The organism is Rahnella sp. CJA17(1/100), assembly GCF_963881615.1.
Classification (GTDB): domain Bacteria; phylum Pseudomonadota; class Gammaproteobacteria; order Enterobacterales; family Enterobacteriaceae; genus Rahnella; species Rahnella aceris.
On sequence record NZ_CAWOJA010000093.1, the window covers coordinates 16,187 to 43,167 of the forward strand.

Here is a 26,981-nt window from a genome sequence, read left to right on the forward strand (position 1 = left end):
AGCCGCTGGCGAACGGTCACCGGTTGTCGCTCAACCCTCTGAAACGGCATCCTTTATCCCATGAACACGACTCTTCAACTCAACGACATAATGCGGCTGATTGGCAATCTGGTACGCATCGGCAAAGTCTCCGAACTGGATCTTGCCAACGCCCGCTGCCGCGTCAAAACGGGCAGCAACGTGACAGCCTGGCTGCCGTGGATGACGCATCGCGCCGGACGTACGCGCAGCTGGTGGGCGCCCTCCGTCGGTGAACAGGTTTTGCTGCTCTCGATGGGCGGCGAGCTTAATACGGCATTCGTGTTACCGGCAGTATTTTCTGATGCTTCGCCCGCTCCATCTGCCTCGCCGGACGCCTTTCATCTGGCCTTCCCGGACGGCGCAGTTTTTGAATACGAACCGGCACAAAGCGCTCTGAAAGTGACGGGAATTAAAACCGCCGTGATTAATGCAGCGCAAAAGGTTGAGGTGACCGCACCCGAAATCCGCTGTACCGCCAGCACCCGCATCACGCTCGACACGCCGGAAGTAGTTTGCACCAGCAAACTGACCACCGGATCTCTCGAGGTGAAACAAGGCGGCACGCTGACCGGCAACTTAACCCACAGCGGCGGCAGCCTGACATCCAACGGCATCGTTGTGCACACTCACCGCCACAGCGGTGTTCAGACCGGCGGCGGTCAGACAGGAGGCCCGCAATGAGCAATCCCAAGTACCTGGGGATGAACAGAAACAGCGGTATGGCTATCGAAGATCTCGACCATATCCGCCAGTCCGTGAGCGACATTTTGAATACACCGGTCGGTTCCAGAGTGATGCGCCGCAATTACGGCTCGCTGCTTTCTGAGCTGATCGACCAGCCGCAAAACGGCGCACTGCAACTGCAGATGATGGCAATTTGCTACACCGCATTGTTGCAGTGGGAACCCCGCATTTCACTGAATGCCATCACTTTCGAGACCGATTACACCGGCAAGATGGTGGTGGAACTGACCGGAAGCCGTAACGACACGGCAACGGATTTTTCCCTGAATATTCCTGTGAGCTGACACTTATGGCAACGATCGATTTGAGCCAGTTACCGCCCCCTGATGTGGTCGAAGAACTGGATTATGAAAGCCTGCTTGAAGAACGTAAAACGACGCTGATTTCGCTCTATCCCGCCGATCAGCAGGAGGCCATCAGCCGCACGCTGACGCTGGAATCCGAACCGCTGGTCAAACTGTTGCAGGAGAATGCCTACCGCGAACTGATCCTGCGCCAGCGGGTGAACGAAGCCGCACGCGCCGTGATGGTGGCCTATGCGACGGGAAGCGATCTGGATCAGCTGGCGGCGAATTTTAATGTTCAGCGCCTGGTTTTACAGCCAGCGGATAACACCACCATCCCGCCAACGGCTGCCATTCTGGAAGCCGATAGTGATTTACGTCTGCGCATCCCTCAGGCGTTCGAAGGGTTGAGCGTGGCCGGCCCGACCGGCGCTTACGAATATCATGCGCGCTCGGCAGACGGGCGCATTGCGGATGCATCGGCAATCAGCCCGTCGCCCGCTGAAGTGACCGTCACTATTTTGTCACGTGATAACGACGGCGTTGCCTCCAGTGATTTGCTCATTGCCGTGGAGAAAGCCCTGAACGATGAAGATGTCCGACCGGTTGCCGATCGCGTCACAGTACAGGCAGCTGAGATTGTGCCTTATCAGATTGATGCCGTGCTGTATGTTTTGCCTACGCCCGAAATTGAGCCCGTCCGTACGGCGTCTGAAGCGCAGCTGAAAACCTACATCAACACGCAAAGCCGGTTAGGTCGCGATATCCGGCTTTCTGCAATTTATGCCGCTTTGCACGTTGAGGGCGTTCAGCGGGTCGAACTGTCATCACCGCTGGCAGACATCGTGCTTGATAAAACTCAGGCGTCACTTTGTACCGATTACTCACTGACAGTGGGAGGCTCGGATGAGTGATCGCCTGTTACCCTCGGGTTCTACTCAGCTTGAAGTTGCGGCCGCACAGGCGCTGTCGCAAATCGGTAATCTCAGCGTTCCTCTGCGTGAACTCTGGGATCCTGATACCTGCCCGCTGGAGTTGCTGCCTTATCTTGCCTGGGCATTTTCGGTCGATCGCTGGGATGAAAACTGGACCGAACCGGCGAAACGCTCTGCCGTTCTCGCCGCCTGGTTCGTTCATAAACACAAAGGCACCATCGGCGCATTGCGACGGGTCGTTGAACCGCTGGGATATTTAATTCGCGTCACCGAATGGTGGCAGACCCACGATGTTCCGGGCACTTTTCGCCTTGATGTCGGCGTACTTGAAACGGGCATTACGGAAGAAATGTACCAGGAACTCGAACGCCTGATCACCGATGCCAAACCCTGTAGCCGTCATCTGATCGGGCTCTCCATCAATCTGGACGTCACCGGTGATTTTTATATCGCCGCAGCGACTTACGACGGCGAAGAACTGACGGTTTATCCCTATTTCCCTGAAACCATTACTGCATCCGGCTCTGTCTATACCGGTTCAGCCATTCATTTAATCGACAACCTGAGAGTTAATTATGACAGCTAAATATTATGCGTTGCTGACCAATCTGGGTGCAGCGAAACTGGCCAATGCTACCGCGCTGGGTACACAACTAAGTCTGACGCAAATGGCTGTCGGTGATGGCGGCGGTATTTTGCCAACACCCGACCCGGCTCAAACTCAGTTAATTGGTGAGAAACGCCGGGCAGCACTTAATTCTCTGAGTGTTGATCCGGCAAATACTAATCAGATTATCGCCGAACAGATCATTCCCGAAGATCAGGGGGGATTTTGGATCCGCGAGATTGGCTTATTTGATCAGGACAATACGCTGATTGCTATCGCCAACTGCCCTGAAACCTATAAACCCCAGTTACAGGAAGGCAGCGGCCGCACTCAAACCGTACGTATGATTTTAGTGGTAAACAGCACTGACGCGGTAACGCTGAAAATTGATCCGTCTGTGGTACTGGCAACACGCAAATATGTCGATGATAAAGTCATTGAGGTTAAGGCGTATGCGGATAGCCTGATGGCTGCTCACCTGGCGGCAGCTTCGCCTCATCCACAATATGAAATACCCGTTGGCATTCCCCTTCCCTGGCCGACAGCAACACCGCCAGCCGGTTGGTTAAAATGTAATGGCGCGGCATTTGATAAGGCAAAATATCCTAAGCTCGCCGCTGTTTACCCACTGGGTTTGTTGCCTGATTTGCGAGGCGAGTTTATTCGTGGTTGGGATGATGGCCGAGGAGTTGATACCGGGCGAGTGATCTATGGCGCTCAGGGAGCTACCGGGATCAGAACCGCGGCGCTGGATTACTTCGGAGTCGATGAGACAGCGGCCGGAGCAACAATAGGCACTTCGTTTGTTGCCGCTGACTCAGCTAGCACTTTACAGCCCGCAGGAGCGAAAAGCCCAGCCAACACTACTCTTGGCTCCATCTTGGCGGACAACAGCATGACCGCCGTACAATCATCCTCCGGTTTGACAAATCTTGCTGGTGTATGGATCACTATGCGTCCTCGTAATATCGCTTTTAATTATATTGTTCGGGCAGCCTGATCCTCTTAAAACGTAAAAACTTCCGGACCTATGCAAAGAGATAATTATTATTATCTCTTTTTTATTTCCCCTCTCTGTTGTGCCACCGCCCCCACGCCCCTGATCAAATGCGCTTTCTGTTGCGAACCGGCATCCTTGTTTCACCACCCACAACAGAGAGAGTCACCCTGATGGCTGATTATCATCACGGCGTGCGTGTTGTCGAAATCAACGACGGCACCCGCGTTATTTCCACCGTTTCCACAGCAATTATCGGCATGGTTTGTACCGCAGAAGATGCGGATGCGACTGTTTTCCCTTTGAATACCCCGGTTCTGATCACTGACGTTCTGGCGGCCAGCGGTAAAGCGGGCACCAGCGGAACATTGCGTGCCGCGCTTCTGGCAATTGCAGACCAGTGTAAACCTGTCACCGTCGTGGTACGTGTCGCCACGGGTGAAGATGAAGCCGCAACCACCAGCAACATCATTGGCGGTTCTGATGCCAATGGCCGTTACACCGGTATGAAAGCGCTGCTTTCTGCGCAGGCAGAGCTGGGCGTGAAGCCTCGTATTCTGGGTGTCCCTGGTCTGGATAATCAGGCTGTCGCGACCGCGCTGGCAGGTGTTTGTCAGCAGTTGCGTGCGTTCGGTTATGTCAGCGTTTACGGTGCAAAAACCATTTCTGATGCGATCAAATACCGCGACAACTTCAGCCAGCGCGAGCTGATGCTGATCTGGCCAGACTTTGTTAACTGGAATACCACCACCAGCCAGTCTGATATCGCTTATGCCACCGCCCGCGCTCTGGGTTTACGCGCCAAAATTGACCAGGACACTGGCTGGCATAAAACCTTATCCAACGTCGGCGTTAACGGTGTTACCGGTCTGTCCGCCAGTGTCTTCTGGGATTTGCAGGCAACGGGTACCGACGCGGATCTGCTGAACGAAGCCTGTGTGACAACACTGGTGCGCAAAGACGGTTTCCGTTTCTGGGGCAACCGGACCTGCAGCGATGACACACTGTTCCTGTTCGAAAACTACACCCGTACAGCGCAGGTTCTGGCCGATACAATGGCCGAAGCGCACATGTGGGCGGTCGATAAACCAATGACCCCGACACTGGTGCGCGACATGATTGACGGCATCAAAGCCAAAATGCGCGAAATGAAATCAGCGGGTTACATCATTGACGGCGACTGCTGGTATGACGAAACCGCGAACACCGCTGAAACTCTGAAGGCCGGTAAGTTGTATATCGATTACGACTATACCCCGGTTCCTCCACTGGAAGATCTGACCCTGCGCCAGCGTATCACCGACTCTTACCTGGTGAACTTTGCCGCGTCCGTAAACAGCTAAGGAGACAAAAACTCATGGCACTTCCTAAGAAATTGAAATACCTGAACCTGTTTAATGACGGGAATAGCTACCTCGGTCTGGTCTCCTCACTGACGCTGCCGAAACTCACCCGTAAACTGCAAAACTATCGTGGCGGCGGCATGAGCGGTTCGGTCGCGGTGGACTTCGGGCTGGATGACGACGCGCTGACGCTGGAATGGTCCATCGGCGGTCTGGATGAGCTGGTTCTGCAACAATGGGGCAGCACATCAGACATTCCGCTGCGGTTTGCCGGTTCATTGCAGCGCGACGACACCGGTGATGTCTCCGCAGTCGAAGTGATGATGCGCGGCCGTCACAAAGAGTTTGATTTCGGCGAGTACAAACAGGGTGAAGATACTGAAACCAAAGTCACCACCCAGTGTACCTATTTCAAACTGACCATCGACGGCAAAGAACTGATCGAGATCGACACCGTCAATATGGTCGAAGTCGTCAACGGCGTTGACCGTCTGGCGGAACACCGCACCGCGCTCGGCTTGTAATCCCTTCCCTGAGCCGGCAGCTTTTGCCGGCTTGATTTCCGATTTAAGCAGGAAAACGTATGAATCTCACTGATATCAACGACAACACCGTGATTTTGGATGTTCCGCTTAAACGCGGTGAAATGGAAATCACTGAAGTTCAGGTGACTAAACCCACAGCCGGTAGCCTGCGGGGTATCGGCCTCGCGGCGCTGGCGAACGCCGATGTGGACGCGCTGATCACTATTTTGCCGCGCATCACGTATCCGAATCTGACCAAAGAAGAATGCTCACGCCTGGAGCTTCCCGATCTGATCGCGCTGGCAGGTAAGGTGATAGGTTTTTTATCGCCGAAACCGGTGGCGTAAGTATTGCGCCCCGCCTCACCGTGGATGACCTGATGGCAGATATCGCGGTGATATTTCACTGGCCGCCGTCCGAGATGGACGGTATGTCACTCACCGATCTGCTGAACTGGCGACATAAGGCACTGCAACGCAGCGGAGTAAAAACAGATGAGTAATCTCGAACAGTTACCTCACACGCTGGAAAAAATAAATCAGGATCTGGCCGCCTTCAGGGCCGAAACCGACAAGGTCAGAGAAAACCTGCTGATGCTGCCCGGGAAGACATTATTCAGCGTCGTCTCAGAAGACATCACTGATGCTTCCCTTCAGTTTGAAAAGTCGCTTTTCGCCCCTGACAGCAAAACCGAAACGCAGGCATTTTCCGGCCTGAAAAAGGCGGTGACCAGCCAGTCGGCAGAAAAACTGCGGCAGCAACGCCCGATGCAAATGGAACAGAAAGGGCTGGAGATCGGGCAACAGTTTAAAAATCGCGAACTGAAAATTGGCCAGTTAAAAAATATCAGCTCATCAGCCCTTTCCTTTGCACAACCGAAACTGGCGCTGGCGCAAACTTTTCTCAAACCGGGTGCAGATCTGGAGGCCGGGCTGGCTGAAGTGCAGTCGGTCCTCGGACTGAAAAATGACGATCCGCACGTTGCCGCTCTGCGTCAGCAAAGTCTTTCGATGGCGGCTTCCGGCCATTCGCCGGCGGAGGTTGTCGCCAGACAGCAGGCATTAGCGAAAGGCGGAATGAATGCCGATCAGGTTCTGGAACAAACACCGGCGGCACTGAATGGCGCAACGCCTGCTGCGCAGATGGCGGTGACCGTGAAAGGCGACAATCTGGATGGCGATATCACTAAGTTATTTGCCACCTGGGACACTATCCGTATCAATCTTTTTGACGGACAAAGTGCCGCCCTGCGTGAACTGACGCAAACGGCTACCAGCTGGCTGGGCACGATCAATACCTGGATCACCGATAATCCCATGCTGGTGAATTCCCTGCTCGGTCTGGCATTAGGCATCACGGGCATTGTCAGCGGAATGGGTGCGCTCGGCATGGTCATCGCGCCGGTGCTCAGCGGCATCAGCATGCTGATGGCGGGAGCCGGTTTACTTGGGACTATTTTTACCGGTACCGGTGGCATGATTGCCACAGCGTTCACGGCCATCGGGTTGCCACTTCTGCCCGTCATCGCATTGATTGCCGGGATCGGTATCGCCGTAGTGAAACTTTGGGAACCGATCAGTGCCTTTGTCGGCGGAGTGATTGACGGATTTACTGCGGCAATGGGGCCAATAAGTGGCGCGTTTACACCGTTCAGAACCGCGCTGGGATGGATTACGGATTTGTTTGAGCCAATCCACTTCACTCAGGACACCCTGAGCGGCTTCACTGATATCGGCAAAGAGGTCGGAGAAGCGATCGCAGAGATTTTCGTCACGCTGAATAAAGCCGTCTCTCAAATCGGCGAAGTCTTTAGCTGGGCGAAAAAAGGATGGGACTCCATTTTTGGTGACAGTGAACCCGCTGAACGCCCGGATATCTCAACACCGCCATTAGATGGCATCTCCCCAACCGGCGGTGCGCTGAACCTGTATCAGCCAGCTAAAAGCAGCGTGGCCAACAACCTGACGGATAACCGGGCAACGACGGTAAATTTAAGTTTCACAGCTACCCCGGAGACGGATCATAGCCAGGTCAGAGCCTGGATCGAGGATTCCATTAACCAGCGGGAATGGAACAATACCAACGATCTCCTCAGCCAGTACAACAACGGAGGGATTTACTCATGATGATGTCGCTGGGTTTATTTGTGTTTAAGTTGAGCACGCTGCCCTATCAGAATACGAACCGTCAGGTGAACTATGGCTGGGGGGCGAACGCGCGTTTCGGACAGCGTCCGGTCTCTCAGTTTCTCGGGCTGGGTGAGGAAACGATAAAAATCACCGGGCAATTATTGCCTGAAATGACCGGCGGCATGCGCTATTTGCAGGCACTGCAGAGCATGGCAGATTCAGGGCGGGCATGGCCGCTCATTGAAGGCAGTGGCACGATTTACGGCATGTTCGTTATCAAAAGTATAGCCAATGACAATGCCGAGTTTACTTCCAGCGGCCAGGCGCGAAGCATCAATTTCACGCTCAATCTGACGCGCGTCGATGAATCGCAGGCCGCCATGTTCGGCGATCTGCTGACTCAGGCCGAGGGCTTATATAACAAGGCCAGTTCGGCACTCAACAATTTCGCCAGCGGAGTCTGATCATGCTTACTGATTTGCAGCTACCCGTTGGCGCACGCATCGCACCCGCATTCACGCTGACGATAAAAAATAAGGTGCTGGAAGAAAATATCTCTGCTCGGATCATCAGTTTATCTGTCACAGATAACAGCGGTTTTACCGCAGACACCTTGAATTTAACCTTCGATGACAGCGACGGGCAATTGCAAATGCCCGTTCGCGGCACCGTTTTACATCTGCATCTGGGGTGGTCGAAACAGGCGCTCTATGACTGCGGCTATTTCACGGTCGATACAGTCACTCATTCCGGCTCTCCGGACAAAATAGGAGTGGTTGCCCGCAGCGCAGATTTCCGCGGTTCCTTTGATAACAAAATCAGCCAGTCTTACGATGATTACACGCTCGGCGCGATTGTCAGAATCATTTCAAGCCGGAATAAATTAGATCTGCCAGTAATCCCGCAGGAACTTGATAGCGTTAAGATCCCGCATATTGACCAGACCAGCGAAACGGACAGCTACTTTCTCACCCGGCTGGCACAACGTTACGGTGCGCAGGTAACGGTTAAAAACGGCGCAATTTTATTTTTTAAAGCAGGCACCGGTCGAACCTCTTCCGGACAAGCAATCCCCTGGAAAACCATTGTCCGCAGCGACGGCGATAACCACAACTATCAGATGGTCGATAAGAAAGCATACGATGGCGTGAAGGCGCAGTGGCATGATCTCAAAACGGCGACCACCAGCAATGTTGCTCTCAAGCGTTCGCCCACAACAGGCAAAGAAACCCAGCCTGCCAGTTACATCGCGGGATCCGGGACCAATGTTCTTGAACTGGGCAAAATATTTCCTGACGAAGAGACTGCTAAGCGGGCTGCGGATTCAGTGTTCAATCAGATTCAGAATGATGCCGCAACATTCAGCATACGGCTGGCCCTGGGACGTGCTGATTTGAGTGCGCAATCTCCGGTCAATGTGCAAGGGTTTAAAGACGTGATCGACAGTCAGCGCTGGGTGATTGATTCCGCTCTGCATGAGATTAATGAGAAAGGTTTTACTACCAAATTGATTCTGAAACTTTATATTGCAGATATCACTTATCAGTCATCAATTTTGCAATTATAACTTGCTTTTGCAAGTTATGAGTTCATAATTACCTCATCGCTTACCTGTTATGCCGGAGGTTTTTATGATGCATTGTCCACTTTGCGGAAAAGTAGCCCATACACGTTCGAGCCGCTATCTGAGTGAATCGACCAAGGAACGCTATCATCAGTGCCAGAATATCAAATGCAGTTGTACTTTTGCGACGCATGAATCGGTCGCCCGGGTTATCTCAAAACCGGGTAGCCAACCTGCCTCTGCGTAGCCATTTTGTAGTCACTGATGTCAAAAAAAGGGGTTAGCCGATGGCTAACCCCTTGTTCTATATTAACTAGTAGATGTCGCGTTAGCGATACCTTAGTTAAGACGCTCTTTAATACGAGCAGACTTACCAGTACGCTCACGCAGGTAGTACAGTTTAGCTTTACGAACGGCGCCACGACGTTTAACAGTAATGCTGTCGATTACCGGGGAGTGAGTCTGGAATACACGCTCAACACCTTCGCCGTTAGAAATTTTGCGAACAGTGAATGCAGAGTGCAGACCGCGGTTACGAATAGCGATAACCACGCCCTCGAATGCCTGCAGACGCTTTTTAGAACCTTCAACGACCCATACCTTAATTTCCAGAGAATCACCTGGACGGAATGCAGGTACGTCTTGCTTCATCTGCTCTTGTTCGATTTGTTTAATGATATTGCTCATAATATGTCTCTTACCCTAGGTAAACTGATATATCGGGACGGCCTCGCGTTATGCTTTGGCGTTCCCTTCATAGTTTTGTTGACTGAGCCGATGTTCCTTTTGGAACTCTCTCAGCAACACCTCTTGCTCGTCAGTCAGAGCTAGGTTTTCCAGAAGTTCAGGTCTTCTAAGCCAGGTTCGACCCAGCGACTGTTTCAGGCGCCAGCGACGTATATCAGCGTGGTTGCCCGACAGTAAAACTGACGGTACCTCCATGCCTTCCAACACTTCAGGGCGGGTATAATGGGGACAATCCAACAATCCGTCAGCGAAAGAATCTTCTTCTGCTGAAGCCTGACGACCCAGAACACCCGGTATAAAGCGGGAAACTGAATCAATCAGAGTCATTGCCGGCAACTCTCCACCGCTAAGAACATAATCGCCAATTGACCATTCTTCATCAATTTCGGTTTTAATTATGCGCTCATCGATCCCTTCATAACGGCCACAAACCAGAATAATTTTCTGATGGGCCGCCAGCTCGCAAACACCGGTTTGATCCAGTTTGCGCCCCTGAGGTGAAAGATAAATCACCTTCACACCTTCGCCTGCCGCTGCTTTTGCTGCATGAATAGCTTCCCGTAAGGGTTGCACCATCATCAGCATTCCGGGACCACCGCCATAAGGGCGCTCATCCACGGTACGATGTCGATCGTATGCGAAGTCACGAGGACTCCAGCAATTTACGCTCAACAGGCCATTCTTAACTGCCCGGCCAGTTACCCCGTAATCCGTAATTGCGCGGAACATTTCAGGAAACAGGCTAATTATACCAATCCACATAGCCTACCCCTTCCAAATGTTTGACCACTCAACCAGACGTTGTTTACATCAGTAAACACTACGGAGGTCAAAAACCAGGATCCCAATCTACTTCAACAGTGCGAGTAGCGAGATCGACTTTCTTGATAACCTGCCCATCGAGGAACGGAATCAACCGCTCCTTGAGTCCGAAGGCATCTTTCAGGTTGGCTTTAACTACCATCACATCGTTAGAACCGGTTTCCATCATATCGATGATTTTGCCCAGTTCGTAACCGGAAGTTGTCACTACCTGGCAACCGAAAAGGTCTTTCCAGTAGTAGTCACCGTCTTCCAGTGGAGGCAGTTGCTTTGAATCGACGACAATTTCGCAATTAGTCAGAAGATTCGCTGCATCCCGATCATCAACGCCTTTGACTTTGATAATCAGGTCCTGAGTGTGGCGTTTCCAGCCTTCCAGCTCGACAACTTGCCACTTACCGGCACGCTGGATAAACCAGGGCTGGTAGTCAAAGATGCTTTCAGCGTCTTCGGTGGATGAAAACACTCTGAGCCAACCACGAATGCCGTACGTTGAACCCATTTTGCCAAGAACTAGCGGCTCAGCGGGTACCACTGGATTGGATTGCTTGCTCATTGCCACCACCGCGACAGATTAAGCTGCTTTCTTAGCGTCTTTGATCAGCGCAGAAACGCGATCAGAAACGGTAGCACCCAGACCAACCCAATGGGCAACACGGTCCAGATCCATACGCAGTGCTTCAGCCTGGCCAGAAGCCAATGGGTTGAAGAAACCTACGCGTTCGATGAAACGACCGTCACGAGCGTTGCGGCTGTCGGTCACTACTACTTGATAAAACGGACGCTTTTTTGCGCCGCCACGTGCTAAACGAATTGTTACCATAACATCCTCTTTAGTTAATAAAACAACCAGACCCCATCGGGGAACGGGGTCTGGTTGCAATATAAAAAGCCCGAAAATTTTACTCATTTTGGCGCAAAAAGCAATCTAAAGCGTAGAAACCTTAGCCACCATTTTGCATGAGCCACCTATATGGCTGATATATAGGCAGTGACGTCGATTAACGGCCAGGGAAACCTGGTGGCATCATACCTTTCATGCCACGCATCATTTTCGCCATGCCGCCACTCTTCATTTTCTTCATCATGCGCTGCATATCGTCGAACTGCTTAAGTAAGCGGTTGACGTCCTGCACCTGCATGCCGGAACCCATCGCGATACGACGCTTACGGGAACCTTTAATAATTTCTGGCTTAGCGCGCTCTTTCAGCGTCATCGAGTTGATGATCGCTTCCATCCGCACCAGCACTTTGTCATCCATCTGGGATTTGACGTTATCCGGCAACTGACCGACACCCGGCAGTTTGCTCATCATACTCGCCATGCCGCCCATATTACGCATTTGCTTGAGCTGCTCGAGAAAATCGGTCAGGTCAAAGCCGTCGCCTTTCTTGAGTTTGCTGGCCAGTTTTTCAGCCTGCGCGCGGTCAACTTTGCTCTCAATATCTTCGATAAGAGAGAGAACGTCGCCCATGCCCAGAATACGGGAGGCAATACGATCCGGATGAAACGGCTCCAGCGCATCGGTTTTTTCACCCATACCCAGGAATTTAATCGGCTTGCCGGTGATGTGACGAATCGACAGCGCAGCACCGCCGCGGGCATCACCGTCGACTTTTGTCAGGATCACACCGGTCAGCGGCAGCGCCTCATTAAACGCTTTCGCGGTATTCGCGGCATCCTGACCGGTCATAGCATCGACCACAAACAGGGTTTCAACCGGATTAATCGCGGCATGTACCTGTTTGATTTCGTCCATCATCGCTTCGTCGACGTGTAAACGGCCGGCGGTATCGACAATCAGCACGTCGTAGAATTTCAGTTTCGCCTGCTGCAGGGCGCGGCTAACGATATCAACCGGCTTCTCCTGTGCATCAGACGGGAAGAAATCCACTTCAACTTGCTGCGCCAGGGTTTCCAGCTGTTTGATCGCCGCAGGGCGATAAACGTCGGCGGACACCACCAGTACTTTTTTCTTTTTCTTTTCTTTCAGGAATTTCGCCAGTTTACCGACGCTGGTTGTTTTACCAGCACCTTGTAAACCCGCCATAAGAACCACGGCCGGAGGCTGCGCCGCTAAGTTAAGCTCGGTGTTAGCCTCGCCCATCGCAGTTTCCAGTTCTTTCTGGACAATTTTGACGAATTCCTGCCCCGGCGTCAGACTCTTATTGACCTCATGGCCAACAGCGCTTTCCTTCACCCGGTTGATGAAGTCACGTACGACCGGCAGCGCAACATCCGCTTCCAGTAAGGCCATACGCACTTCACGTAATGTCTCTTTGATATTTTCTTCGGTCAGCCGCCCGCGGCCGCTGATATTGCGCAGTGTGCGCGACAATCGATCGCTTAAATTCTCAAACATCGTCTCTTGCTCAACGTAATGACAGGCCGCTTTTGCGACGTAATTGCGGGATTATAACACGAAGCGCGGACGATCTCTGCTTTGGCATCTCAGATAGGTTGGAGCGTGACGCGGGTAACGTTATACTGCGGTTCTCATTCACTTTTCGATGCTACCGAAACGCTATGTCAGTTTTTGCTCTCGTCGCCATGTTGGCCTATCTGCTCAGCCTTGCACTGATTATTCCGAGCATCATCCGGAAGAACAGCGCATACCGGCGTTTAGCACTGATTTCCGTTGTGGTGGCACTTGTTTGCCACGCTGTCGCATTGCAGCAACGTATTTTCGACGTCAGCACCGGCCAGAACCTCAGCCTGGTCAATATCGGCTCGGTGGTCAGTTTAATCATCGGAACGGTGATGACCATCGTAGCCTCGCGCAATCGCGGCTGGTTTGTTTTGCCAATTGTTTACAGCTTTTCGCTGATCAATCTGGCTTTCGTGACGTTTCTTCCTGGCGAATTCATCACGCATCTTGAAGAAAGCAAAGGCTTACTGGTACATATCGGCCTGGCATTATTCTCTTATGCCACGCTGATGATTGCCGCCCTTTACGCGTTGCAACTGGCGTGGCTGGATTATCAGCTAAAGAATAAACGCCTGACGTTTACGGCTGATATGCCGCCGTTAATGAGTATTGAACGCAAACTTTTTCACATCACTCAGATTGGCGTTATTTTACTGACGCTGACGTTGTGCACCGGATTACTTTATCTGAACAACCTGTTCAGCCCAGAGAATATCGACAAGGCTGTCTTATCGATACTGGCATGGTTTGTTTATATCGTTCTGCTGTGGGGCCATTATCACGAAGGCTGGCGTGGCCGTCGCGTGGTATGGTTCAGCATGGCGGGCGCCATCCTGCTTACTCTTGCCTATTTTGGCAGTCGCCTGATCCAGCAAATCATGGTTCATTAATTAAAAGGAATACCCGTTGGAGCACGTCTCAACAACAACCCTGATCATCACATTGATCATCATGGTGGTGGTTTCGGCTTATTTTTCAGCCTCCGAAACCGGTATGATGACACTCAACCGTTACCGGTTACGTCACCTGGCTAAACAGGGTAACCGCGCGGCGCGTCGCGTCGAAAAGCTGTTAAAACGCCCGGACCAGCTGATCAGTCTGGTACTTATCGGTAACAACCTGGTCAACATCCTTGCTTCCGCTCTGGCAACCATTGTGGGCATCCGTCTTTATGGCGATGCCGGCGTAGCGATTGCCACGGGTGTACTGACATTTGTCGTACTGCTGTTTGCAGAAGTGCTGCCTAAAACATTTGCCGCCCTGAATCCTGAACGCATCGCGTTTCCGAGCAGCATTTTGTTGCGTCCGCTGCAAACCATTATGATGCCGCTGGTGTGGATCCTTAACAGTCTCTCGCGTTTGCTGATGCGAATGTTCGGTATCAAAACCACCACGAGCCTCAGTGACGCCGTCAGTAAAGAAGAGCTGCGTTCCATCGTGAACGAGTCACGCTCGAATATCTCGCGCCGGAATCAGGACATGCTGCTTTCCGTGCTTGATCTCGAGAAAGTCTCTGTTGATGACATCATGGTTCCGCGCAATGAAATCGTCGGTATTGATATCAATGACGACTGGAAATCGATTATTCGTCAGCTTACCCACTCACCTCATGGCCGTATTGTGCTTTACCGAGACTCACTCGACGATGCTATTGGGATGCTACGTTTGCGCGAAGCTTATCGCCTGATGACCGAGAAAAAAGAGTTCACCAAAGAAAATCTGCTGCGCGCCGCTGACGAGATTTACTACATTCCGGAAGGCACGCCGCTGAATATTCAGCTGGTAAAATTCCAGCGGAATAAAAAGAAAGTGGGCATCGTGGTTGATGAATACGGTGATATTCAGGGGCTGGTAACGGTTGAGGATATCCTCGAAGAAATCGTCGGTGATTTCACGACGTCGATGTCGCCAACGCTGGCGGAAGAAGTCACGCCGCAAAGTGATGGTTCAGTACTGATCGAAGGCAGCGCGAACGTGCGGGAACTGAATAAAGCCTTTAACTGGCATCTGCCAGCCGAAGAAGCGAGAACTATCAACGGCATGCTGCTGGAAGTGCTGGAAGAGATCCCGACAATCGGTACTAATCTGCGCATTGAGGACTATGAAGTTGAGATCCTGGATGTTCAGGACAACATGATCAAACAGGTGCAGGTCCGTCCGTTACAACCGTTGCAAAGCAGTGTGAATCAGCGCTAATCCTCTGAATTTCAGACATAAAAAAGACGCGAATTTCGCGTCTTTTTTGTCATCAGCACAAACTAAAAACTAGATGTGCAGTTCGGACAATTTCTCTTTTGGCAGAGCCAGATCATCGTTACGGTTCACAACAACATCATGATCGAGAATGTGCTGTGCAATTTCCTGGGCTTCTTTCAGGGAATGCATTTCGTAAGTCCCGCACTGGTATTCATTCAGCTCCGGGATCTGGCGCTGCTCTTTCACTTTCAGAACGTCAGCCATCGCTGCTTTCCAGGAGTCAGCAACCCGTTGCTCTTCCGGCACACCAATCAGGCTCATGTAAAAACCGGTACGGCAACCCATCGGAGAAATATCAATGATTTCAACACCGTTACCGTTCAGATGATTACGCATGAAACCCGCGAACAGGTGTTCGAGCGTGTGGATACCACGTTCCGGCATCACTTCAATATTCGGGCGGCAGAAACGCAGATCGAACACAGTGATCGTGTCCCCGTGCGGGGTTTTCATGGTTTTTGCGACGCGAACAGCAGGTGCTGCCATACGGGTATGGTCTACGGTAAAGCTATCCAACAGTGGCATATCGTCACCTCTCCTAAATAAATTAATTTTTTTTACGAACTCAGGAAACCTTTTCCCAGCATGCGGGTCTTAATTAGTGAAAGACGCGCATTTGTTATCATCATCCCTGTAAACAGAGATGTTTATTTGGCCACATTAATTGTGGCCTTTTTCTTTTCTACTCATTGCTACTGCCTGCATTCGCAGCCAGGTATTCTTCAAAGCTTAGCTTATCACTGGCTTCCAGTGTGCGCTGACGCTGCCATGAACCATCCTGTTCAGCCATCAGAGCGCTTTCATCCAACACTTCCAGCGGTTCACTCACCAGCATCTGACGATATTTTTCTGCCAGTTCCAGCCCGAGGTTACCGACGCCCTGCTGTTTCAGATCCTTGAGGATGCGGGCAGAGTAAGTCAGTTCAGGATCATCAAACGCAGCAACCAGCTCTTTACAAACATCCTGATAGAGATGATCACCGTTTTGGTTATCCATGATCTGAGCTACCCGATTCAAATCAGCAAACAACGCATTGCCAACGCTGGCTAACGGCTGACGTTCATCGTTACACCCGATACCAATCGTCTGGCCTGGTTTACGTCCTTCGAGGATCACACGGTTCCAGTTTTTACGCGTACAAAGCAGCTCGTCACTGTTCATTTCCGGCGCATCCGCTAAAGCACACCATACCAAAAACAGATCCAGGAAACGCGCCTGGGTTGCATCAATCCCCACCGGAGAGAACGGGTTGACGTCCAGCGAGCGGACTTCAATGTATTCGATCCCGCTGCGCATCAGCGCATCCGAAGGTGTTTCACCCGATTTGGTGACCCGTTTAGGACGGATTGGCGCATAAAGTTCGTTCTCAATCTGTAACACATTGGTGTTCAGCTGAAGATAGTTCCCGTCTTTTTTCACACCCATTTCCGCATATTCAGCAGACGGTGTGCGGATCGCTTTCTTCACGCCCTGAACGTAGGTGTTCAGATCATTAAAAGTGATGCCCAGATTGCTCTGTGACTTATTGGTATACCCTAAATCACTCAGACGCAGTGATGTCGCATAAGGCAGATAACACAATCCCCCTTCGGTATATTCGAAAGGCAGATCCGTTTCACGTCCTTTGAGGAATGAGGAACAGATTGCAGGCGAAGCCCCAAACAGATACGGGATCACCCAACCGAAACGGTAATAGTTACGGATGAGTTTGAAATAACCTGCAGAGATCGCCTCTTTCCCGCTTTCCGTATCAGTCACGCCCAACCGCTCCTGCCAAAACGTCATCGGCAGCGAGAAATTGTAATGGATGCCGGAAATTACCTGCATCAGCGCGCCATAGCGGTTTTTCAGGCCTTCGCGATAAAGTGTCTTTAAACGCCCGATGTTCGACGAACCATATTGCGCCAGTTCGATATCCTGTCCGGATTCGATAAAGCAGGGCATGCTGAACGGCCACATACGCTCGTCACCAAGCTCACGGGCCACATGACGATGAATGTCACGGAGAAACGCCATCAGATGTTCAATATTGTCATCGACGGGCGTAATAAATTCTAATAAGGCTTCAGCAAAATCGGTGGTGATCCAGCGATGCGTCAGAGCCGCACCTAAAGATTCCGGGTGGCCCGTAGTCGCTAATGAACCGTCAGGATTAACCCGAAGCGTTTCACGCTCGATACCACGACGAATACCTTTTAATGCCTGAGGGTGGGCTTCCAGCCAGGAAAGCGCCTGAGATACATCCGGGATCAAATTGACCTCCCGCTTGGTGAAACCATTAATTTGCAAGCATACTGAATCTGCATAGATGTGACCATAATTGATAGCTGATGCCAATCTAACCGAACCATGAGAGCCCCTCCAGCGTTACAAAAGTCAAAAGGATGTAACGCACTGCTTTTCCGATAAACATGAAAAAGACGACAGGACCCCACGGCATTCGCAGCCAACCTGCTAATACGCATAACACATCACCAATCACCGGCAACCAGCTCAGCAATAACGCCGCAGGTCCGAAGCGCTTCAGCCAGCCCTGTGCAACATTGAGTCCACGTTGAGGCTTAAGCTGCGGCAAAAAGCGTCCGATGATGACGTTGGTTATGCCACCTAAGGTATTGCCAACTGATGCAGACAAAACCAGTGCCGCTGGCATTGCGCTGCCAGCTGACAATAAAGCCACTAATAAGACTTCTGAATTTCCAGGCAATAATGTGGCACTTAAAAAGCTGCTGCCGAATAAGGAAGCCAGCGCCAGGGAGCTGCTCACAGCGTACGCACGTCCACAAAATCCATATTGGCGCGTTTTGCTGCCTCAATACCGAAATCTGCATCTTCAAAGACGACACATTTTTCAGGAGGCACGCCAATCAGCTCCGCACAACGCAAAAAAGTGTCCGGTGCAGGTTTGTGATTCTTCACGTCATTGGCCCCCACAATCACATCAAAGCAATCGCGCAACCCTAAATGCCGTAAGAGTGCATCCGCCATCCAGTGCTCACTTCCTGTTCCTACCGCCATTGGACGCCGGCCATGATAAGCCTTCACGACATCAATCAGCGGCAGAGGACGTACGGTATCGAGCAACATTTCCTGCACGGCAGCCGTTTTCTCAGCAGCAAGAAGATGGGGGTCCATCTCAACATTATTACTGTCTATAACAAACTTGGCGATGCGCCAGGTTGGAGAGCCATTCAGAGCGACCATGGAGTCGACATCATACCGCATGCTGTATTTGGTCAAGACCTGATGCCATGCCTTACGGTGCGTAGGTTCGGTATCCAATATGGTGCCATCCATATCAAATATTAGCCCTTCGTATCGATCGTACATCGGATGCTCCATGATCACGAAAAAACAGGAAAACTACTTTATCGCAAAGTCTTTAGAAAGTCGCATTTTGTCCACGCGCACAGCACATCAGAACACGTCAGAAAGATCAGGAAAATGAAAAAGAAGAGTGAGATACAGACGTGAAATCCAGAAAACAAAAAACCCGCCGAAGCGGGTTTTCTAATGCTGAAAGACAAAAATCGCTTCAACATACACAAAATATGGTGCACCCAGGAAGATGACTCGGCTAGGCCTCGCCCTGCGGGCCGTTGCTAAAGCAACGTTATCTTCCTTCTTGCTACCTTCATGCCGGAGGACCCTATACGAAAGTCGTCGCTCAAACACGTTTAGAATATGGTGCACCCAGGAAGATTCGAACTTCCGACCGCTCGGTTCGTAGCCGAGTACTCTATCCAGCTGAGCTATGGGTGCATTGGGTTACTACAGATTTTATTTCGGAAATTGCTAAAAGAATGGTGCACCCAGGAAGATTACTCGACTATCGTCTCGCCCTGCGGGCCGTTGCTGAAGCAACGTTATCTTCTTTCGTGCTATCTGCATGTTGAGTGCAATATAAAATCTTATCATCGCTTCAACACACACAAAATATGGTGCACCCAGGAAGATTCGAACTTCCGACCGCTCGGTTCGTAGCCGAGTACTCTATCCAGCTGAGCTATGGGTGCATTTTGATTCTTACTGCAGATTTACCTGACCATTTTACCGTACTGCATCAGCTTTCGCTTTTGCCCTTCACGCTCATTTGATTGCAAATCAACATACGTTCAGGAAAGTATGGTGCACCCAGGAAGATTCGAACTTCCGACCGCTCGGTTCGTAGCCGAGTACTCTATCCAGCTGAGCTATGGGTGCATTTTAAATGGCGGTGAGGCGGGGATTCGAACCCCGGATGCAGCTTTTGACCGCATACTCCCTTAGCAGGGGAGCGCCTTCAGCCTCTCGGCCACCTCACCATACGCCTCTTGCGAGTGTGCTGACTAACTTTGTTCAAGCTCATCGGCACTGCGTGGCGCACATATTACTTTCTGGCCCTTATAAGTCAAACCCTTTTTTCCTAACAATCACCCGTTTGGACATTTCACGCGCAACCTGAGCAGTTTGAACACAATAACAGGCCGCGAACGCGTAAAAAACGCCTTCATTTTTAGAAAAAGACAATTCAGGAGATAAGACACAGGAAGAAATTAAAAACTAAAACGCAGGAAAACGAGGGAAGAATAAGGGATAACACACACAAAAGAGGTTCAGCGCCTCGCCATTAGCGAGACGCCTCGTAAATCAGTAACTCGTCTGCTGTGACTTTTCAGCCTGAATACGCTGATAAATCTCTTCACGGTGAACAGAGACCTCTTTCGGCGCATTCACACCAATGCGCACCTGATTACCTTTAACACCTAATACGGTAACAGTAACCTCATCGCCAATCATGAGGGTTTCACCAACTCGGCGAGTTAGAATAAGCATTCTTTGCTCCTTGAATAATTAAAAGAGTCGGGTCTCTCAGTTTCCCGGCCATTATCGATCATAAGCGGGTAAAACGTAAGCCATGACCCCTACATAAAATGTAAGCAGCCTGCAACTTCAGCCATGAGTACTTTAAGTTTAGCCGATATCGTCATTGTCGCGACTTTAATCGCGAAGCTTACATTGCCATTAAGACTGAAAACGCCATACAGCACAATACATTATGACGTTTTCATGGTTAGCTATTTATTTCTTATTACAGCTTAGCTTCAACCCAGGCTTCAACAGTCGCCAGCGCGGCAGGCAATGCCTGTACATCGCTGCCGCCAGCCTGCGCCATATCAGGACGACCACCACCTTTGCCACCGACCTGCTGTGCCACAGAAGCAATCAGCTCACCGGCTTTAACACGATCGGTCAGATCCTTTGTGACACCTGCAATCAGGCTGACTTTGTCATCGGCAATGGTTGCCAGGACAATAATCACTGATCCTAACTGATTTTTCAGGTCATCAACCATCGTACGCAGCATTTTAGGCTCTACGTTATCCAATTGACGAACCAACAGTTTAACGCCTTTCACTTCTTTCGCCTGGCTGGACAGTGATGCACTTTCCTGCGCGGCTTGCTGACCTTTCACCTGCTGAAGTTCTTTTTCCAGCGTACGTGAACGCTCAATCAAAGAACGAATTTTATCGGTGATGCTGTTCACATCCCCTTTAACCAGATGCGCGACATCCTGCAGCAAATCACTTTGCTGGTGCAGGGCATTAATCGCGTTTTCACCGGTGATCCCTTCAATACGACGAACACCTGCTGCAGTACCGGATTCACTCTGAATACGGAACAGGCCGATATCGCCGGTACGACTGGCGTGCGTACCGCCACACAATTCGGTAGAGAAATCGCCCATGCTCAGCACACGAACGCTGTCTTCGTATTTCTCACCAAACAGCGCCATTGCACCTTTTTCTTTCGCTTCGTCCAGATCCATGATGGTGGTCTGAATCGGCAAGTTGCGACGAATCTGGGCATTCACCAGATCTTCTACCTGGCGAATTTCCTCTGGTTTCATTGCTTCAAAATGTGAGAAGTCGAAACGCAGATAGTTGTCGTTAACCAGAGATCCTTTCTGAGCCACGTGCTTTCCCAGCACCTGACGCAGCGCGGCATGCAGCAAGTGCGTTGCCGAGTGGTTCAGACGGATGCGGTCACGGCGGGCGACATCAACTTCTGCTTCGACGCTGTCGCCGATACTCAGTTTACCTGAGCTCAGTGCGCCCTGATGACCGATCGCTTTTCCATATTTCTGGGTATCAGAAACAGAGAATACGCCAGTAGTCGTTTTCAGAATGCCTTTATCGCCAACCTGTCCACCAGATTCACCGTAGAACGGCGTGTCATCCAGAACCACGATAGCATTAACGCCAGCCTGAATATCATTCACTGGCTGCCCATCGACAAACAGCGCCACGACTTTGGAATGGCGCTGCAAATGTTCGTAGCCGGAGAACTGAGTCACGCCGTCAACACGCACCATGCTGTTGTAGTCTGCGCTGAAACCGCTGGACTCACGTGCACGGCGACGTTGAACATCCATTGCTTTTTCGAAACCGGCTTCATCCACTTTCAGATTACGTTCACGGCAAACGTCAGCAGTCAGATCCAGCGGGAAACCAAAGGTGTCGTACAGACGGAAAGCAATTTCGCCGTCCAGAGTGTCGCCTTTCAGAGCGGACAATTCTTCGTCCAGCAACGCCAGTCCGCGCTCCAGAGTACGGGCAAACTGTTCTTCTTCGGTTTTCAGCAGTTGCTCAACCATCGCCTGCTGTTCTTTCAGTTCTGTCGCAGCCGGCCCCATCACTTCAATCAGCGGAGCAACCAGTTTGTAGAAGAACGTGTCTTGCGCCCCCAGCATGTTGCCGTGACGGATAGCACGGCGAATGATACGACGCAGCACATAGCCACGGTTTTCATTCGACGGGATAACGCCATCTGCAATCAGGAATGCGCATGAACGGATATGGTCAGCAATAACGCGCAGGGATTTGTTGCTCAAATCGGTCGCGCCAGTGACTTCTGCCACCGCAGCGATCAGTTTCTGGAACAAGTCGATGTCGTAGTTTGAGTTCACATGTTGCATAACCGCAGTGATACGCTCAAGCCCCATCCCGGTATCTACGGATGGTTTTGGCAGTGGCAGCATGGTGCCGTCAGCCTGACGGTTGAACTGCATGAACACCAGGTTCCAGATCTCGATATAACGGTCGCCATCTTCTTCAGCAGAACCCGGAGGACCGCCCCAGATGTGATCGCCATGATCATAGAAAATCTCGGTACAAGGGCCGCAAGGGCCGGTATCGCCCATCTGCCAGAAGTTATCAGAAGCAAATGCGCCGCCTTTATTATCGCCAATGCGGATAATACGTTCTTTTGGAACGCCGACTTCTTTTTCCCAGATTTCGAAAGCTTCGTCATCAGTCTCATAGACGGTGACCCACAACTTCTCTTTCGGCAGATTAAACCAGTTTTCGCCGGTCAGTAGTTCCCAGGCGTAATTGATGGCATCGTGTTTGAAGTAATCACCGAAGCTGAAGTTGCCCAGCATTTCGAAGAAGGTGTGGTGACGTGCGGTATAACCGACGTTTTCGAGGTCATTGTGCTTACCGCCTGCGCGGACGCAACGCTGAGATGTGGTGGCGCGGTTGTAATCACGCTTATCCAGACCGAGGAAAACATCTTTAAATTGGTTCATCCCGGCATTGGTAAACAACAGTGTCGGATCGTTTGTCGGGACAAGCGAACTGCTTGAAACAATGTTGTGTCCCTTACTATGGAAGAAATCGAGAAACGCTTGACGGATCTCAGCGGTGCTCTTGCTCATAAATGTCCCGGAATCATGCTGGAAGAACGGCTCTTGAGCCGGATAACGCTGCATATGGCAGCAATCTGTTCAGCTCACGAACGAAAAAGTGCGGATAAGATAAAATTTCTGCGCGGGGAAGTAAAATACCGTATGCGGTCAATCGTCAAAATCGCGATAAATAGACTGTATTTCTTCCTGAAAGAAGCCCCGGTAGAGCAAATAACGCAGAACTTTTGATTTTTCTTTCCAGTCAGTCGGTAAATTTTCACCAAATTTCCTGACGGCCAAATCCCGTGCCAGAATGCACCAGTCTACCTCAGTGTTTCCCAGCGCCACTGTAATGATTTCTTTATCGACACCTTTTTGCAGTAATTCCGAACGGATGCGCTGCGCACCGTAACCTTTGTTACTGCGACCGGAAATATAACGGCTGGCAAATTTGGCATCATCGAGCCAGTGATGCTGATAGCAGTAGTCAATTACCGCCTGCACATGTTCTTCCGCAATTTCTTCTGGCACTGGCCGCGGCTGAGGTTTAGCTCTCGCCACCTCTTCGTCAGCAAACGCATTTTGCTCCGCTTTTTTACGTGATGACCAGCTGTTTTTCTTATTCTGAGGTTTAACAAAAGGCATCGGTGGAATAAGCAACTTGCGGCGCAACTCGGTTTCGCCGTGATCACGCTGAGAAAGCAGGCGCATAGCGCGGTTAATCAGCGTGTTGATTTTCGCTGCATCACCGTCTTTTTTCTGCGGCTCAAACAGCGTGGACTCACTGTTTTGCGCAACGTCTTCCAGCAATTTTTTCAGGTCGACGATTTTTTCATCGGGCATAAGATTTCCCCCTGATATGCAAAATGCCAGTCTGGAAACCAGACTGGCATTTTAACGACTGTTGAAAGTAGCGGACAAAGTCCCCTGCCCTTCAAATGTCTTTGTCAGACAACCGCGAAATTAAAACTCTTCGCTGGTTTCCATGTTGTCGTCAGCGTCTTCAGCAGTAGTCGCAACGCTCAATTCACCGGTGCCGCTCAGCAGCATATCACGCAGTTTTTTGTCCAGTTCAGCAGCAACTTTCGGGTTTTCTTTGAGGTAGTTACAAGAGTTCGCTTTACCCTGACCAATCTTCTCGCCGTTGTAACTGTACCATGCACCCGCTTTCTCGATCAGTTTGTGCTTAACGCCCAGGTCGATCAGTTCGCCGTTGATGTTGATACCTTCGCCGTACAGGATCTGGAATTCAGCTTGTTTAAATGGTGCGGCGATTTTGTTCTTCACGACTTTCACACGTGTTTCACTACCGACAACCACATCACCTTCTTTGATAGCGCCGATACGACGGATATCCAGACGTACAGAGGCATAGAATTTCAGGGCGTTACCGCCGGTGGTGGTTTCCGGGTTACCGAACATCACACCGATTTTCATACGGATCTGGTTGATGAAGATCAGCAGGGTATTGGCGTTTTTCAGGTTACCCGCAAGCTTACGCATCGCCTGGCTCATCATACGAGCTGCGAGGCCCATGTGAGAGTCACCAATTTCGCCTTCGATTTCAGCTTTTGGCGTCAGTGCGGCAACGGAGTCAACGATGATAACGTCAACGGCGCCTGAACGGGTCAGCGCATCACAGATTTCCAGAGCCTGTTCACCGGTATCTGGCTGAGAACACAGCAGGTTATCGATATCGACGCCCAGTTTTTTAGCGTAGATAGGGTCCAGCGCGTGTTCTGCATCGATGAACGCACAGGTTTTGCCTTCACGCTGTGCAGCAGCGATAACCTGCAGAGTCAGCGTGGTTTTACCGGAGGATTCCGGACCATAAATTTCAACGATACGGCCCATTGGCAAGCCGCCAGCACCTAACGCGATATCCAAAGACAAAGAGCCGGTAGAGATCGTTTCGACGTCCATGGAGCGATCTTCACCCAGACGCATGATGGAGCCTTTACCGAATTGCTTTTCAATCTGGCCCAGTGCTGCAGCTAACGCTTTTTGCTTGTTCTCATCAATAGCCATTTTTACTCCTCGTCTGATACAGGGGAACATCCCGCCTGCATCACTGAATATAATTTATGTACAGGTAATTGGCAGTAATTATACTGTATGCTCATACAGTATCAAGCCTAATTTTTAATAAACTCACGCAATGCAGTTTGTAACGAAAAAACAGCAGCTTGCAAACGCACTGCTTCGCGATCGCCGGAAAACTGCTGTTTCGCGGTCAGAACCCGTCCGTCTTTTCCGGCAAATCCAAACCAGACAGTGCCGACAGGTTTTTCTGCAGAACCTCCGTCAGGGCCGGCGATACCGCTGACCGAAACCGCCACATCAGCACCCGCCGCATGTAACACGCCCAGTGCCATTTCATGCACCACCTGCTCACTCACTGCGCCATATTGCTCAAGCGTGCTTTCAGAAACGCCCAGCAATTCATGCTTGGCCGCGTTACTGTAAGTGACAAATCCGCGGTCAAACCAGGCGGAGCTTCCGGCAATATCGGTAATCGCTTTGGCAATCAGGCCACCGGTACAGGATTCCGCACAGGTTACCCACCATCCCTTCGCTTTCAGCGCCGCCCCGATTTCCACACTCAGTTCATGTAAACGTTTTTCGCTCATACTCCCTCCTGGCGGGTCATCTGAAACTGACCCGATGTTAGCATTTCTCTTCCGGTCTGTGAGTCCCGTCGAAGCGTTTTGCGCGATGTATTCAGAATTGGAATAAAAAGAAAAAGAAGGGCCACAATCTGCGGCCCTCATGAAAGATTAACTCACCGGCGTTAGCGCGCGGCTTTCACCGCTTCACCCAGTTGCCATACCGCCATCGCATAATGCACGCTGTGGTTGTAGCGGGTGATGGTGTAGAAATTCGGCAATCCGTACCAGTACTGGTAATTAGTGCCCATATCAAGGCGCAGCAAGCTGGCTTCCTGATAATTGCCCAGTGAACCCAGCGGGCTAAGCCCCGCTGCTTTGAGCGTATACAACGGATACTTGGTTTTGAAGCCATTCTCCAGCAGAGGCGCCTGGCCTGCTGCCGGCACCGCAATCGGTGCGCCTTTCGTCCAGCCGTGTGCCTTGAAATAATTGGCGACACTGCCGATGGCATCAATCGGATCCCACAGGTTGGCATGACCATCACCGTTAAAGTCTACGGCGTAGTCCTTATAAGAGGATGGCATAAACTGGCCGTAGCCCATCGCGCCCGCAAAGGAACCACGTAAACTCAGCGGATCATCGCCTTCACGGCGGGACATCAGCAGGAAGGTTTCCAGCTCGCCGGAGAAATATTCTGCCCGGCGCGGATAAGCAAAGGATAAGGTCGCCAGCGCATCGATTATGCGGGTTTTACCCATTACGCGTCCCCAGCGGGTTTCCACACCGATAATCCCGACAATGATTTCCGGCGGCACGCCGTAAACCTGCTCCGCACGCTGTAACGCATCCTGATACTGATTCCAGAACACTACGCCGTTTTGCACGTTATCCGGCGTAATGAATTTGCTGCGATAGCGGTTCCATGCGCCATTCGGCACGGTAGATGGCGGGCCAGATGGCGCCTGCTGATCCATCAGTCGTAATACAAATCCCAGACGTTTGGTTTGCGACAGGACATCATGCAATTGCTGACGGTCAAATCCGTGCTCGCGCACCATTTTGTCAACAAACTGGTTCATGGCCGGATCATAGGCGAAATCACCGGTCTGGACGGCACCGGTGTGTTCAGCCTGCAGCAGAAAACCACCAGCGGGAACCGTATTCGCGCTGGCATTTCTTCCATCGGAAAAAGGACTTCGCGGGCCTTCAGGTTGAGGTGCGGGCTTATTACTGCTACATGCAGAAAGTGTAAGAACCAGGGGAAGAATGACTGCCAGGTGGCGCATCGGATATCCGTAAC

General features: G+C 51.2%; 30 protein-coding genes and 4 tRNA genes. 15 read left to right on the forward strand and 19 right to left on the reverse strand.

Annotated elements, in window-relative coordinates; translation table 11 throughout:
• Positions 1-60 precede the first annotated feature (60 nt).
• The 13 genes from AACU55_RS24735 (at position 61) to AACU55_RS24795 (ending at position 9,395) form a co-directional block, all read left to right on the forward strand.
• Positions 61-702 (forward strand): phage baseplate assembly protein V, encoded by a 642-nt coding sequence (locus tag AACU55_RS24735; RefSeq protein WP_013574051.1) that lies wholly within the window; start codon positions 61-63, stop codon positions 700-702.
• Complete coding sequence (locus AACU55_RS24740; RefSeq protein ID WP_013574050.1) at positions 699-1,049, forward strand: GPW/gp25 family protein; 351 nt, start codon at positions 699-701, stop codon at positions 1,047-1,049. Before AACU55_RS24735 ends, AACU55_RS24740 begins: the two co-directional genes overlap by 4 nt.
• A 5-nt stretch (positions 1,050-1,054) precedes the next feature.
• Positions 1,055-1,963 (forward strand): baseplate assembly protein, encoded by a 909-nt coding sequence (locus tag AACU55_RS24745; protein WP_134706330.1) that lies wholly within the window; start codon positions 1,055-1,057, stop codon positions 1,961-1,963.
• Entirely contained in the window at positions 1,956-2,570 is a 615-nt protein-coding gene (locus AACU55_RS24750; protein WP_129639210.1) for a phage tail protein I, read from the forward strand. The genes AACU55_RS24745 and AACU55_RS24750 overlap by 8 nt, the downstream gene beginning before the upstream one ends.
• Positions 2,560-3,591: a phage tail-collar fiber domain-containing protein gene (locus AACU55_RS24755; RefSeq protein WP_134706332.1), complete on the forward strand. Its 1,032-nt coding sequence runs from the start codon at positions 2,560-2,562 to the stop codon at positions 3,589-3,591. Before AACU55_RS24750 ends, AACU55_RS24755 begins: the two co-directional genes overlap by 11 nt.
• Before the next feature lie 170 nt (positions 3,592-3,761).
• Entirely contained in the window at positions 3,762-4,931 is a 1,170-nt protein-coding gene (locus tag AACU55_RS24760) for a phage tail sheath protein (RefSeq protein ID WP_013574046.1), read from the forward strand.
• 14 nt (positions 4,932-4,945) lie between these two features.
• On the forward strand, positions 4,946-5,455 hold the full coding sequence (locus tag AACU55_RS24765; protein ID WP_013574045.1) for a phage major tail tube protein: 510 nt from the start codon (positions 4,946-4,948) through the stop codon (positions 5,453-5,455).
• 59 nt (positions 5,456-5,514) lie between these two features.
• Positions 5,515-5,802, forward strand: a complete 288-nt coding sequence (locus AACU55_RS24770; RefSeq protein ID WP_013574044.1) for a phage tail assembly protein — start codon at positions 5,515-5,517, stop codon at positions 5,800-5,802.
• A gap of 20 nt (positions 5,803-5,822) precedes the next feature.
• Positions 5,823-5,957 (forward strand): GpE family phage tail protein, encoded by a 135-nt coding sequence (locus tag AACU55_RS24775; RefSeq protein WP_013574043.1) that lies wholly within the window; start codon positions 5,823-5,825, stop codon positions 5,955-5,957.
• Positions 5,950-7,581, forward strand: a complete 1,632-nt coding sequence (locus AACU55_RS24780) for a phage tail tape measure protein (RefSeq protein ID WP_134706334.1) — start codon at positions 5,950-5,952, stop codon at positions 7,579-7,581. The genes AACU55_RS24775 and AACU55_RS24780 overlap by 8 nt, the downstream gene beginning before the upstream one ends.
• On the forward strand, positions 7,578-8,048 hold the full coding sequence (locus tag AACU55_RS24785; protein WP_015689398.1) for a phage tail protein: 471 nt from the start codon (positions 7,578-7,580) through the stop codon (positions 8,046-8,048). Before AACU55_RS24780 ends, AACU55_RS24785 begins: the two co-directional genes overlap by 4 nt.
• 2 nt (positions 8,049-8,050) lie before the next feature.
• Positions 8,051-9,151: a contractile injection system protein, VgrG/Pvc8 family gene (locus AACU55_RS24790; protein ID WP_134706336.1), complete on the forward strand. Its 1,101-nt coding sequence runs from the start codon at positions 8,051-8,053 to the stop codon at positions 9,149-9,151.
• 64 nt (positions 9,152-9,215) lie between these two features.
• A complete protein-coding gene (locus AACU55_RS24795; RefSeq protein WP_072012267.1) occupies positions 9,216-9,395 on the forward strand; it encodes an ogr/Delta-like zinc finger family protein in 180 nt (59 codons plus the stop codon).
• A 92-nt stretch (positions 9,396-9,487) separates the two neighbouring features.
• On the opposite strand, the gene rplS is transcribed toward AACU55_RS24795, so the two are convergent.
• From rplS to ffh, 5 genes are all read right to left on the reverse strand, one after another.
• Positions 9,488-9,835 carry a 50S ribosomal protein L19 gene (gene rplS / locus AACU55_RS24800; protein WP_013574038.1) on the reverse strand — a complete coding sequence of 116 codons (348 nt, stop codon included), beginning with the start codon at positions 9,833-9,835 and terminating at the stop codon, positions 9,488-9,490.
• 48 nt (positions 9,836-9,883) lie between these two features.
• Positions 9,884-10,657 carry a tRNA (guanosine(37)-N1)-methyltransferase TrmD gene (gene trmD, locus AACU55_RS24805; protein WP_015689396.1) on the reverse strand — a complete coding sequence of 258 codons (774 nt, stop codon included), beginning with the start codon at positions 10,655-10,657 and terminating at the stop codon, positions 9,884-9,886.
• 67 nt (positions 10,658-10,724) lie between these two features.
• Positions 10,725-11,273, reverse strand: coding sequence for a ribosome maturation factor RimM (gene rimM / locus AACU55_RS24810; RefSeq protein WP_013574036.1), 549 nt, complete (start codon positions 11,271-11,273; stop codon positions 10,725-10,727).
• Positions 11,274-11,291: 18 nt separating this feature from the next.
• The gene (gene rpsP, locus AACU55_RS24815; RefSeq protein WP_015689395.1) at positions 11,292-11,540 is read right to left on the reverse strand and encodes a 30S ribosomal protein S16; all 249 of its coding nucleotides are present in this window, start codon (positions 11,538-11,540) and stop codon (positions 11,292-11,294) included.
• Between the two features lie 178 nt (positions 11,541-11,718).
• On the reverse strand, positions 11,719-13,080 hold the full coding sequence (gene ffh, locus AACU55_RS24820) for a signal recognition particle protein (RefSeq protein ID WP_134706337.1): 1,362 nt from the start codon (positions 13,078-13,080) through the stop codon (positions 11,719-11,721).
• 164 nt (positions 13,081-13,244) lie between these two features.
• Between ffh and AACU55_RS24825 the strand changes: the two genes are divergently transcribed.
• Both AACU55_RS24825 and AACU55_RS24830 read left to right on the forward strand, forming a co-directional pair.
• Positions 13,245-14,036, forward strand: coding sequence for a cytochrome C assembly family protein (locus AACU55_RS24825; RefSeq protein WP_013574033.1), 792 nt, complete (start codon positions 13,245-13,247; stop codon positions 14,034-14,036).
• Between the two features lie 16 nt (positions 14,037-14,052).
• Entirely contained in the window at positions 14,053-15,342 is a 1,290-nt protein-coding gene (locus AACU55_RS24830) for an HlyC/CorC family transporter (RefSeq protein ID WP_013574032.1), read from the forward strand.
• A gap of 69 nt (positions 15,343-15,411) precedes the next feature.
• Here AACU55_RS24830 and luxS read toward each other — a convergent pair whose 3' ends face one another.
• The 14 genes from luxS to mltB form a co-directional block, all read right to left on the reverse strand.
• Positions 15,412-15,927 carry an S-ribosylhomocysteine lyase gene (gene luxS / locus AACU55_RS24835; protein ID WP_037034141.1) on the reverse strand — a complete coding sequence of 172 codons (516 nt, stop codon included), beginning with the start codon at positions 15,925-15,927 and terminating at the stop codon, positions 15,412-15,414.
• Between the two features lie 157 nt (positions 15,928-16,084).
• On the reverse strand, positions 16,085-17,656 hold the full coding sequence (gene gshA, locus AACU55_RS24840; RefSeq protein ID WP_037034319.1) for a glutamate--cysteine ligase: 1,572 nt from the start codon (positions 17,654-17,656) through the stop codon (positions 16,085-16,087).
• An 85-nt stretch (positions 17,657-17,741) separates the two neighbouring features.
• Positions 17,742-18,170: a YqaA family protein gene (locus tag AACU55_RS24845; RefSeq protein WP_037034142.1), complete on the reverse strand. Its 429-nt coding sequence runs from the start codon at positions 18,168-18,170 to the stop codon at positions 17,742-17,744.
• Positions 18,167-18,733, reverse strand: coding sequence for a fructose-1-phosphate/6-phosphogluconate phosphatase (gene yqaB, locus AACU55_RS24850; protein WP_037034143.1), 567 nt, complete (start codon positions 18,731-18,733; stop codon positions 18,167-18,169). Before yqaB ends, AACU55_RS24845 begins: the two co-directional genes overlap by 4 nt.
• 355 nt (positions 18,734-19,088) lie before the next feature.
• Positions 19,089-19,165, reverse strand: a tRNA-Arg gene (locus tag AACU55_RS24855).
• A gap of 177 nt (positions 19,166-19,342) precedes the next feature.
• Positions 19,343-19,419 (reverse strand) — tRNA-Arg (locus AACU55_RS24860).
• Positions 19,420-19,529: 110 nt separating this feature from the next.
• A tRNA-Arg gene (locus tag AACU55_RS24865) sits at positions 19,530-19,606 on the reverse strand.
• Positions 19,607-19,614: 8 nt separating this feature from the next.
• A tRNA-Ser gene (locus AACU55_RS24870) sits at positions 19,615-19,707 on the reverse strand.
• Positions 19,708-20,032: 325 nt separating this feature from the next.
• The gene (gene csrA / locus AACU55_RS24875) at positions 20,033-20,218 is read right to left on the reverse strand and encodes a carbon storage regulator CsrA (RefSeq protein ID WP_013574027.1); all 186 of its coding nucleotides are present in this window, start codon (positions 20,216-20,218) and stop codon (positions 20,033-20,035) included.
• A gap of 256 nt (positions 20,219-20,474) precedes the next feature.
• Positions 20,475-23,102: an alanine--tRNA ligase gene (gene alaS / locus AACU55_RS24880; protein WP_134706339.1), complete on the reverse strand. Its 2,628-nt coding sequence runs from the start codon at positions 23,100-23,102 to the stop codon at positions 20,475-20,477.
• Between the two features lie 138 nt (positions 23,103-23,240).
• On the reverse strand, positions 23,241-23,783 hold the full coding sequence (gene recX / locus AACU55_RS24885) for a recombination regulator RecX (RefSeq protein WP_371687425.1): 543 nt from the start codon (positions 23,781-23,783) through the stop codon (positions 23,241-23,243).
• 252 nt (positions 23,784-24,035) lie between these two features.
• On the reverse strand, positions 24,036-25,100 hold the full coding sequence (gene recA / locus AACU55_RS24890; RefSeq protein ID WP_013574024.1) for a recombinase RecA: 1,065 nt from the start codon (positions 25,098-25,100) through the stop codon (positions 24,036-24,038).
• Positions 25,101-25,207: 107 nt separating this feature from the next.
• Positions 25,208-25,702 (reverse strand): nicotinamide-nucleotide amidase, encoded by a 495-nt coding sequence (gene pncC / locus AACU55_RS24895; protein ID WP_013574023.1) that lies wholly within the window; start codon positions 25,700-25,702, stop codon positions 25,208-25,210.
• Positions 25,703-25,863: 161 nt separating this feature from the next.
• A complete protein-coding gene (mltB, locus tag AACU55_RS24900) occupies positions 25,864-26,967 on the reverse strand; it encodes a lytic murein transglycosylase B (RefSeq protein WP_134706342.1) in 1,104 nt (367 codons plus the stop codon).
• Positions 26,968-26,981 lie beyond the last annotated feature (14 nt).